Raw genomic sequence first — 8939 nt, forward strand, 5'->3', positions numbered from 1 at the left:
TGAATTAAACACTTTCAGGATGACACTAAGTGACAATCCCCACCTCGTCGTTCCGGCATGTTTTTAGCCGGAATCTCGCGCTTAGCTGCAAAACAGAGATCCTGAATTAAACACTTTCAGGATGACAGGCTGTGTGTTCTTGAATGAAACACTTTCTGGACGACAATATGCGGTAACCCCAACACCGTCGTTCCGGCACGCTTTTAGCCTGAATCTCGGTTTCTGACAGCCTTTAGAGAACTACGTGGAAAGCGCACACTAATCTTGGCCCCTTGTAATACTGGGTCTTGGCTAATGGTTATGTCGCCTTGATGCCATTCTAAGATTCGTTTCACAATTGCCAGTCCCATGCCATAGCCTTTGACTTGTTGCTCGCTACCGTTACCACGAATAAAAGGCTTTAAGATTTGTTCACGTTGCTCAACAGCTATACCAGGTCCATCATCACTGATACTTAGTTCAACACTGTCAGCTGTTTGGGTGAGTGAAACCTGTACCAGCGAGTGACAATATTGAGTCGCATTTTGTAGTAAGTTGCTAATCATAATCATAATATAAGCAGGATCGGCAAGGATTCTCGTATCTTGGTCTATGATATCAACCGCAATAGTTAGCTCATCACTACTCTTGTTTTTAACACAGCTATCAATTAACGGCTTAAGCTCAATGTTACTTTGATTTAACTCCAGCATCGCCTGATCGAGGCGCGCGTATTTAAGTAATGTTTCCACCAGCTCAACCATTTCGTCAACGTTATCGCTGATACGCTGCTCAAAACGGCGACGCATCACCGGATCATCTTCTTCTTCCAATGTGTCCAAGCCAAAGCGAATACGTGCCAACGGGGTGCGTAAATCATGGGAAACGGCACGGCTTAATAACTTGACATCACTGACCAAATTTTCAATCCGCTGTGCCATGTTATTAAACTCACTCTCTAAGTCACTAATATAGCTAATGGTGCCGACATTAACACGTTGAGTTAAATCGCCATCACCAAACGCTTTAGCCGTTGTTCTTAGTGCTAATAAACGTTTTGCCAGTGGGTACAACCACAACAAAACAACCACCAGCATTAACACGTAAAATAAACTGGTCAGAATCAGGTTTCTTAAGCCTGTTGGCTGTGGGCTAACTTGTGCAGGGGCATGAAGAATGAGCAGTTCTTGGCTGCTGGATAGGTAAAAATGTAATGCGATACTATCATCGGTCTCTAATAATAAAGACTGCCCTGATTTAACTTCATTAATAAGTGCTTGAGGCATCGGGAAGCTATCGATCGATACTAAATTAAGCTGATATTGATTTTTGTTTTGCCACTTTGCCACAAACTGTGCTTTTTGCTCCAAACCGTTCAACGCTAATGCTAGATTTTCTCCGACCTGCTCTAGCGCTGAAATAGCATCGCTTTGAGGTTCATCTTCTGCAGAGGCATATTGGCTATAAACATTATCAAACATCCAGCCTAAGCCAATCGTAGCCACCAGTACTACGGCGACAAGGGATAAGGTTAGTGTACGCATTTGCTTTACCACACATCCTTAGCCAATAAGTAACCTTTGCCCCAAATGGTTTTAATCCGAAAAGGCTCGGCAGAGTTATCATTAAGTTTTTTGCGTAAACGTGAGATTCGCAGATCTATTGAGCGGTCAAAGCCATCATAATCAAAACCACGTAAGTGACTAACCAGCTCTTCCCGTGATACCACCTCACCTGCTTTACTGGCAAGAAACCACAATACATCGAACTCATTCGAAGAGAGTTTAATCACTTCACCATCAAGCGATACCGTGCGCGACTGTAAACTAATCACTAAACCACTAAATTGGAGGCGGTCGATTTCTGCCGATGATTCATCATTGACCGTAGCGGGCTGTTGCATTCGTTCACTGCGTCTTAATGCTCCTCTAATCCGCGCTAACAGTGCCCTTGCCCTCACCGGCTTAGTCATATAATCGTCGGCCCCCATTTCTAAGCCCAGCACTTCATCGATTTCTTCATCACGTGCAGTGATCATAATAATAGGGTTGGTAAATTGTGGCCGCACTGCCTTACACACATCGATGCCATCAAGCCCCGGTAACATGCCATCAAGTAACACTAAGTCAGGATTCAATTGCGCAATTAAATTAACAGCCTCATCACCTCGAGTGGTATGAGTCATTTTAAAATCACGTGCTTGTAAGTAGTCAACGACCCACTCAGCTAATGCCACGTCATCCTCAACTAATAGAATATGTGGTTTTGCTTGCTCTTCCATTAAAACATCCGCCATGACATGCGTGGTTTACCCTTTTTCTTATAGACCCAAGCGATCTTCACTTCACCATCGGCCAAGTCATCCCTTTCGCCTTGGATGCGTAACGCGAGCTTAATATTACGACGCACCATAATTTCTTGTTTAAACTCTCCTTGTGCCTGCGCTCGCCAGCATTGCAATGGCTGTAAGACTTCAGAAGAAAACAAACAATAATTGGCAACCGTTGGTGCCTGCCAATTCACAGAAAGTACCACGTAACAGTCTTGCCCTTGATGCAAGGTAACACACTGCTCCGGCGAAACAGCCATGCTCACAGGCTGAGTGGTAACGTCAGTAGTGGCTTCTGTAAGCGGCGCATCTTCAATCAGCTGTACTCGAGCCTGCGCTTGCACAGGCCAAGCCATAAAAAGCACTAGTGTTAGCACGACTAACATTGCCGAACCGGCAGTGTTAGTGGCTAAGCGTAGTGGCTGATGAATCAAACTATTCATTAGCCACCTCCTAAAAAACATACGTTAATAAAACACCAGCACGATGGCCATCTTCAACATCATCATCACGACTAGAAATCACACGGTCAGATAGAGTGTTATAACTAACAAAGCTACCAAAAACCCAGTCTTTACTTAGTGGGTACTCTAAGCCAATCTCAGCGGCATGACTAATTCCAGAGGCACGCGAGTCTTTGTATTCCATCGCTTGGAAACCATTTTGAGCAAGGTTGGCATCGACTTCTTTCGAACGATAGCGCATGCCAACATTCGCATAGAAATTCCAATTTTTTACTTGCCAGTTATGTGCATAAGATAATGATGCCTCAATGCCATCGCTGCCATTTTTATTTGACGAATAAGGAGTAAAAATAGCCTGAACCTGACCGTTATCGAAATAACCTGTTGCTCGAAGACCGCCACGTTTGTGTTGATTGAGTTGCTGGATACCCTCAATGCCATCAATGCCATCAGTGTCTGTTTCGTAAAATAAATCTAAGCCCCAAGTCTCATTATTAAAGAAGTTTAAGCCCCAAGCAGGGGTTGCATATAAGCCATGAATTCGTCGAGAGCTAAGTCCAGGTGACTCAAAGAATAAACCAAGAAACTGCACACGGTAGCTAACATCAACATCAAATTCTGCTTCTGAGTCATCATGAGTTGAGAAATAGAAATTATCACCGACACTGCTAATTGCACTGACCCCCAAATAAAAGCCATCACGTTGATTGCCATCAAAGTCGATATCAATATGACGTTCACCATCATGTTTCTCGTGCTTTTCATTCTTGTCGTGCTTGTGTTTTGTACCATGCTCACCATGAGCCAATACAGCCGTTGGAGACAGTAATAATGCGCTGATTAAAAGAGTATTCGATAACGTAGTCATAAGCGTTCCCTGAAAATGTAAGTGATACCAACAACTGGTAAGATAGACACATCTTAACCAAGGCGATCAAAAAAGGACGTATCACTGTCTATGTAAATGTATCAGTTTGTATCCAAACTGATGAAGCGGCATTACAACAGGTTACACTTATCGCTTCAACAGCCTTACTCCGCTTAGGGTCGTGAAAAAAGTAACGAGATATTACTCAGGCAATTCATTAAGCGCCGCTAATACCTGGCATTGATAAGGATCGCCCTGATGGCAGCTACCAACCATATTCTTTAATTCAGTTTCTAATGCTTGCAGCTGCTTTATTTTCTGTTGCACATCAATTAAATGCGTTTGTGCGATTTGATGAGCTTCATGAGGAGAGTGAGCAGCGCAGGTTTGTAGGTGAATTAACTGCTTAATTTCTTCAAGATTAAAACCCAGAGCGCGGCTATGACGGATAAACGCCAAACGCTGTAAATGATCTTGATTATACCGACGCTGATTACCCGCGCTTCGCATCGCTTGCTCAAGTAAGCCAATTTGTTCATAGTAACGAATAGTAGGGATTTTACAGTGCGTAAGTTTAGAAAGTTGACCAATGCTGTAAATAGCCATAATAAAAAACCTGCAATAAATTAATAAAAGCGCTTGAAGCTCTAGTTACTAGAGGTTTTATCATAACTTTATTGCTTAGGTATTACGAATCAGGGGATGAACAATGGCAGGATGTTGCGGACACAATAAAAACTTCGATGGTATGAGCGCCGCCTATAAGCGCATTTTATTATGGATTATTGCGATTAACGCCAGCATGTTCTTTGTCGAGATGAGCGCGGGGATCAGTGCACAATCGCAAGCCTTGCAAGCTGATGCGCTAGACTTTTTAGGCGACACCTTTACCTATGGCTTGAGTTTATGGGTCATTGGTAAGTCGATTGCGGTGCGCAGCAATGCGGCCATTTTTAAAGGGATTAGCTTATTTGTTATTGCCGCTTGGGTTTTTGGCTCAACGGTTTATCGCATCTTTGTCTTGAATTCCCCAGATGCTTACACCATGGGAACAATCGCTATGTTAGCCTTTGTAGCTAATGTAGTGAGTGTCGTATTACTGCGAAAATATAAAGACGGTGATGCCAATGTCCGCTCGGTCTGGCTATGTAGCCGTAATGACGCCATCGGAAATTTAGTCGTGGTTGCAGCCGCCTCCGGTGTTTGGTACACAGGGACGGCTTGGGCAGATTTAGCCGTCGCGTTAATACTCGCCTCACTGTTTTTCAGCTCTGCTTGGCAAATTTTAAGACAAGCAATTGCTGAAAAGCGCCAACCTGTTTGCGCAGAGTAATAGCGTATCATCTCCTATGGCTCCGGCGTGCTTTGAGCTGGAACCTCGTATTTAACAGCACAGCGAGATCCTGAATTAAACACTTTCAGGACGACAGGCAGTGGTAGCCCCAACTCGTCGTTCCGGCAGGCTGTAAGATCCCCACCCCGTCGTTCCGGCATGCTTTTAGCCGGAATCTCGCTTTTAACACTAAAACAAAGATCCTGAATTAAACACTTTCAGGATGACAATATTCGACAGCCCCACCCCGTCGTTCCGGCAGGCTGTAAGACCCCCAACTCGTCGTTCCGGCAGGCTTTTAGCCGGAATCTCGTCTTTAACACCAAAACAGAGATCCTGAATTAAACACTTTCAGGATGACACTAAGTGACAGCCCCACCCCGTCGTTCCGGCATGCTTTTAGCCGGAATCTCGCTTTTAACACCAAAACAGAGATCCTGAATTAAACACTTTCAGGATGACAGGCTGTAAGATCCCCACCCCGTCGTTCCGGCAGGCTGTTAGCCGGAATCTCGCTTTTAACACCAAAACAAAGATCCTGAATTAAATACTTTCAGGATGACAAGCTGTGTGTTCCTGAATTAAACACTTTCAGGATGACAGGCTGTGTGTTCCTGAACAAAAAACTTCAGGATGACAGATTGTGGGAATCTAAAAAGACCCCTTTATGATGGCAATCTACTCTAAAACTTCTTCAACAATTTTAGTAACAAGAGCATCTTGATACTCTTCAACATTTTCAGAATAGCGATGTGTTAACCATTCTTGGTTATCACGCAAGATAATCGTCATTCGAAACAATTCTTCCATTACATCAACGACGCGCTTCTTATAATTAGACTCTTTCATCGAGCCATCTTCATTAAACTCTTGCCACGCCATTGGTACAGATGATTGGTTAGGTATCGTAAACATGCGCATCCAGCGCCCTAAGGTTCTTAAGTTATTCACCACATTAAATGATTGAGAGCCACCACATACTTGCATCACCGCCAGCGTGCGCCCTTGCGTTGGCCTAATTGCTCCGACACTAAGTGGGATCCAATCAATTTGATTTTTAAAAACGGATGACATATTGCCGTGTATCTCAGGTGAGCACCACACCATCCCTTCAGACCAAATAGCTAATTCAGTTAGCTCTTTTACTTTAGAGTGCTCTTTGTCAACACTGCCGTAGATAGGAAGTTCACTCGGATCAAACACCCTGACCTCTGCGCCAAAACTTGACAGGATATTAGCAGCTTCTAAAGCAAGCTTTTTACTATATGATTCTTCACGCAATGAGCCATATAACACCAAGATACGGGGCGCGTGAGATTGTGGTTCTCTTATCTGTTCTTGCACACTCACCACGCTATGACTGGGTAATTTTAATTTAGACATTCCTCATAAACTCCATCAACACACTCAATTACTAAACCCAAAGCCATTCGATCATTCTAGGTTTGTCGAAATATAAAATAAAAAGAAAGGCCGCAATACGCGACCATTAACTAACAGCAATCAGTTGGTTCTTTACTACAACACTCTTCCATCAAAAAATCGATTAAACCATTTAGCTGATCATACTGAGCAAAACAGCGTAATACCCGCCCTTCTCTCACTTGTTTTATCAAACCAACATTAATCATCCGATTAATGTGATGTGACAGGGTCGAACCCGGCACATTCACTTGGTGTTGTATGTCTGCGACAGGTAACCCACTAGTGCCACTTTTCACCAATGCCCTAAAAATACCTAGGCGAGTAACATGACCTAATTCTGCTAATTGCTCAGCTGCTTTTTCAATTTTCATTCGCTAAGCTTAATAAGCCTTGCTCGCTAACGTAAATCATTTCGACAAATATGGAAATATAATGATATTTTCTCGCCATTGCTCACAAAAAATCACCCAAAGCGAAAAATACTTTTATCCCTAGAATCCGAGTTGCTTTATACTACGCGCCATTCAACGGCGATCCGCCCAATAAAGGTTTATTAAGGACTCTCATGCACGATTTGTATTACAAAGGGCGTATCCATACTCGCGTTAATCATGTTAAATCTGGTTATAACACTAAGCGTGCAGTTAAATTAGGTACTGAAGAAAACCCTTTAACGCTTAATGTTACAAGTGAAGAACGTAAAGTCGACGTTGCAGCGATTGTATTAGAGCATGCTCTATTCGCTGATATTACTGTTAACGCTGATAGTGAAGAGAATATTCTAGAGCTGGAAGGAATACTAAATAAGCCTCAAACAACACGCTTTGAAAAAACACCTAACCGTAACGATCCGTGTTCATGTGGAAGTGGTAAAAAATATAAGAAGTGCTGTGGCTAATCTGATTTGCACAGTTAGCGCTGGCGTTTGTCCTACACTCTACAACGCCAGCAACAATGTGAAATAGCGCGATTAGCTCGCCACCTTTTTAATTTCCTTTTTCAATGCCTTAACTTCATCTTTTAAACGCTCATCATTTGAAGTATCAACTTGTTTTAACAAAGCGTTCGCCTTGGATATTTGCCCATCCATCACATAAAGCTGAGCTAAGCGAAATGGAACCCATTGTTTATACATTGGCGCATCAATTTCGGTCAGTTGTAATAACGATTCAATCCCCATTGTAAGATGCTCACCTGACTCAGCAGCCACTTTTCCCAGTTGATATAAAGCTTGTTGTTTTTCAGTATCTTTCTGGCCATGTTTTACGGCGGCCGAAAAGTAAGTTCGAGCCAATCCCCAATCTTGAGCTTCTACTTGAGTTAGTCCGCGAAAGAAATACAGCTGATGACTCTGTGGGAACTGCTCAATACCTTCAGCAAGTGTTTGCTCGGTTAGCTCTGTGTTTTCCATTTTTTGATAGACCGTAGCTAAGTGAAAGAAGCCTTTTTCTGCATCAATTGATTTGAGTTTTTTAGCTAAGACAAGTGCTTCATCAACATCGCCACCAGCAATACCGGGGGCAATACGATAGAAGCCAATCAATGCTTCCAATGCTTCAATATGCTGTGGGTTGCGTTTAACTACCCGCTCCCACGCTTTGCGACCCTCTTTGGCATAACCTAACTTTGAGAAAATACTCGCCTGCTGTGCCATCGCAACCGATGCTAACCCAAAGCGATAATGCAGCTCATCATGGTCGGGGTGCTTTTCTAATAACTCTTCTAGCGAGTCATAGGCTTGTTCCGCTTTTCGCTCCCCTAACCAAATTCGCGCCTGTAAAATTGCACCTTCTAAATTGGTTTGCTGAGCTTTTGGCAGTGTAGAGAAATGTTGCGCTGCAACCTCAACATTGCCATTTTCTAGTGCCTGTGTCACATCACTTGTTGCAGTGAAGGTACTTGCAAAAGAGGCTGTTGAAATAGCTAAAGAAATACATAATGCTGTTATTGTTTTTTTCATCGTTAATCCGTCAAGTTATTATTCTCATCAGCCAATCAACTGGCAGCGTATAAAACTAGACCTAGCAAAGTTGAAAAAGTTTAATTGTTTTCAAAAGAGGGTAAGATCCTGAATTAAACACTTTCAGGATGACAGGCTGTGACAACCCCAACCCCGTCGTTCCGGCAGTGTTTTAGCCGGAATCTCGTGTTTAACACCGAAACAGAGATCCTGAATTAAACACTTTCAGGACGACAGGCTGTGAGGTCCAAATAAACATGACCAGTATGCAGGCTGTGACAACCCCCACCTCGTCGTTCCGGCAGGCTTTTAGCCGGAATCTCGCTTTTAACACCAAAACAAAGATCCTGAATTAAACACTTTCAGGATGACAGGCTGTGTGTTCCTGAATTAAACATTTTCAGGACGACAGGCTGTGTGTTCTTGAATTAAACATTTTCAGAACGACAGGCTGTGAGGTCCGAATAAACATGGCAAGTATGCAGGTTGTGACAACCCCCACTCCGTCGTTCCGGCAGGCTTTTAGCCGGAATCTCGCTTTTAACACCAAAACAAAGATCCTGAATTAAACACTTTCAGGA

General features: G+C 43.2%; 10 protein-coding genes. 2 read left to right on the plus strand and 8 right to left on the minus strand.

Going from position 1 to position 8939, the window contains the following annotated elements:
• Nucleotides 1–203 precede the first annotated feature (203 nt).
• The 5 genes from Q8W26_RS17460 to Q8W26_RS17480 all read right to left on the minus strand — a co-directional run bounded on the left by Q8W26_RS17460 (nt 204) and on the right by Q8W26_RS17480 (nt 4246).
• Nucleotides 204–1523 carry an ATP-binding protein gene (locus Q8W26_RS17460; RefSeq protein WP_101215611.1) on the minus strand — a complete coding sequence of 440 codons (1320 nt, stop codon included), beginning with the start codon at nt 1521–1523 and terminating at the stop codon, nt 204–206.
• A gap of 5 nt (nt 1524–1528) precedes the next feature.
• The gene (locus Q8W26_RS17465; RefSeq protein WP_101215592.1) at nt 1529–2260 is read right to left on the minus strand and encodes a winged helix-turn-helix domain-containing protein; all 732 of its coding nucleotides are present in this window, start codon (nt 2258–2260) and stop codon (nt 1529–1531) included.
• Nucleotides 2260–2751 carry a DUF3019 domain-containing protein gene (locus tag Q8W26_RS17470; protein ID WP_305473849.1) on the minus strand — a complete coding sequence of 164 codons (492 nt, stop codon included), beginning with the start codon at nt 2749–2751 and terminating at the stop codon, nt 2260–2262. Before Q8W26_RS17470 ends, Q8W26_RS17465 begins: the two co-directional genes overlap by 1 nt.
• Before the next feature lie 10 nt (nt 2752–2761).
• A complete protein-coding gene (locus Q8W26_RS17475; protein WP_101215594.1) occupies nt 2762–3640 on the minus strand; it encodes a MipA/OmpV family protein in 879 nt (292 codons plus the stop codon).
• Nucleotides 3641–3841: 201 nt separating this feature from the next.
• Entirely contained in the window at nt 3842–4246 is a 405-nt protein-coding gene (locus Q8W26_RS17480) for a helix-turn-helix domain-containing protein (protein ID WP_305473850.1), read from the minus strand.
• A 103-nt stretch (nt 4247–4349) separates the two neighbouring features.
• On the opposite strand from Q8W26_RS17480, the gene Q8W26_RS17485 reads away from it, so the two are divergent.
• A complete protein-coding gene (locus tag Q8W26_RS17485; protein ID WP_101215595.1) occupies nt 4350–4973 on the plus strand; it encodes a cation transporter in 624 nt (207 codons plus the stop codon).
• Nucleotides 4974–5651: 678 nt separating this feature from the next.
• Here the strand turns inward: Q8W26_RS17485 and arsH are convergent.
• On the minus strand, nt 5652–6356 hold the full coding sequence (gene arsH / locus Q8W26_RS17490; protein WP_101215596.1) for an arsenical resistance protein ArsH: 705 nt from the start codon (nt 6354–6356) through the stop codon (nt 5652–5654).
• 110 nt (nt 6357–6466) lie between these two features.
• A complete protein-coding gene (locus Q8W26_RS17495) occupies nt 6467–6769 on the minus strand; it encodes a helix-turn-helix transcriptional regulator (protein ID WP_101215597.1) in 303 nt (100 codons plus the stop codon).
• A 194-nt stretch (nt 6770–6963) separates the two neighbouring features.
• Between Q8W26_RS17495 and Q8W26_RS17500 the strand changes: the two genes are divergently transcribed.
• Nucleotides 6964–7296, plus strand: coding sequence for a PBPRA1643 family SWIM/SEC-C metal-binding motif protein (locus Q8W26_RS17500; RefSeq protein ID WP_101215598.1), 333 nt, complete (start codon nt 6964–6966; stop codon nt 7294–7296).
• Between the two features lie 72 nt (nt 7297–7368).
• On the opposite strand, the gene Q8W26_RS17505 is transcribed toward Q8W26_RS17500, so the two are convergent.
• Nucleotides 7369–8358, minus strand: coding sequence for a lipopolysaccharide assembly protein LapB (locus Q8W26_RS17505; protein WP_101215599.1), 990 nt, complete (start codon nt 8356–8358; stop codon nt 7369–7371).
• Between the last annotated feature and the right edge of the window lie 581 nt (nt 8359–8939).

The organism is Psychrobium sp. 1_MG-2023 (assembly GCF_030689115.1).
In the GTDB taxonomy this organism is placed as follows: Bacteria; Pseudomonadota; Gammaproteobacteria; order Enterobacterales; family Psychrobiaceae; genus Psychrobium.

What these genes read in the sequence shown, in the direction of transcription:
- Q8W26_RS17495 (WP_101215597.1), bottom strand. Translation starts at nt 6,769, where the DNA reads ATGAAAATTGAAAAAGCAGCTGAGCAATTAGCAGAATTAGGTCATGTT.
- Q8W26_RS17470 (WP_305473849.1), bottom strand. Translation starts at nt 2,751, where the DNA reads ATGAATAGTTTGATTCATCAGCCACTACGCTTAGCCACTAACACTGCC.
- Q8W26_RS17500 (WP_101215598.1), top strand. Translation starts at nt 6,964, where the DNA reads ATGCACGATTTGTATTACAAAGGGCGTATCCATACTCGCGTTAATCAT.
- Q8W26_RS17460 (WP_101215611.1), bottom strand. Translation starts at nt 1,523, where the DNA reads ATGCGTACACTAACCTTATCCCTTGTCGCCGTAGTACTGGTGGCTACG.
- Q8W26_RS17465 (WP_101215592.1), bottom strand. Translation starts at nt 2,260, where the DNA reads ATGGAAGAGCAAGCAAAACCACATATTCTATTAGTTGAGGATGACGTG.
- Q8W26_RS17505 (WP_101215599.1), bottom strand. Translation starts at nt 8,358, where the DNA reads ATGAAAAAAACAATAACAGCATTATGTATTTCTTTAGCTATTTCAACA.
- arsH (WP_101215596.1), bottom strand. Translation starts at nt 6,356, where the DNA reads ATGTCTAAATTAAAATTACCCAGTCATAGCGTGGTGAGTGTGCAAGAA.
- Q8W26_RS17480 (WP_305473850.1), bottom strand. Translation starts at nt 4,246, where the DNA reads ATGGCTATTTACAGCATTGGTCAACTTTCTAAACTTACGCACTGTAAA.
- Q8W26_RS17475 (WP_101215594.1), bottom strand. Translation starts at nt 3,640, where the DNA reads ATGACTACGTTATCGAATACTCTTTTAATCAGCGCATTATTACTGTCT.
- Q8W26_RS17485 (WP_101215595.1), top strand. Translation starts at nt 4,350, where the DNA reads ATGGCAGGATGTTGCGGACACAATAAAAACTTCGATGGTATGAGCGCC.